This window comes from Pseudomonas sp. SIMBA_041 (genome assembly GCF_046535095.1).
GTDB classification, from domain to species: domain Bacteria; phylum Pseudomonadota; class Gammaproteobacteria; order Pseudomonadales; family Pseudomonadaceae; genus Aquipseudomonas; species Aquipseudomonas mucoides.
Window position 1 is genome coordinate 1 of the sequence record NZ_JAWRXJ010000195.1, and the last position, 281, is coordinate 281.

Here is a 281-nt window from a genome sequence, read left to right on the forward strand (position 1 = left end):
GAATGGTTTTAGCCACTTTTTATGCAATGCTTCGGATGCATTCTCGGTGCAAGTACATATAAATAAACGTCTAAAATTGACATACGATTGTCGGATAGACGTGTCCGTAAATATATGTGTTATAAAAACATGACTAAAATATCGCCAAGAGGCTTAGCTATTGAGAGTAAACGAATAAGTGGTTGCGGCGTCACGACTGGCATGGGCGCGGTTATGAATACTGCAAAAGTCGAAGAGGGCGCTACAGTGGCTATCTTTGGACTGGGCGGTATCGGACTGTC

The 281-nt window shown here is 43.1% G+C and carries 1 pseudogene; it reads left to right on the forward strand.

Annotated elements, in window-relative coordinates:
* Positions 1-177: 177 nt before the first annotated feature.
* Positions 178-281 (forward strand): annotated as a pseudogene (locus tag SB725_RS30815) (hypothetical protein); the annotation flags it as partial.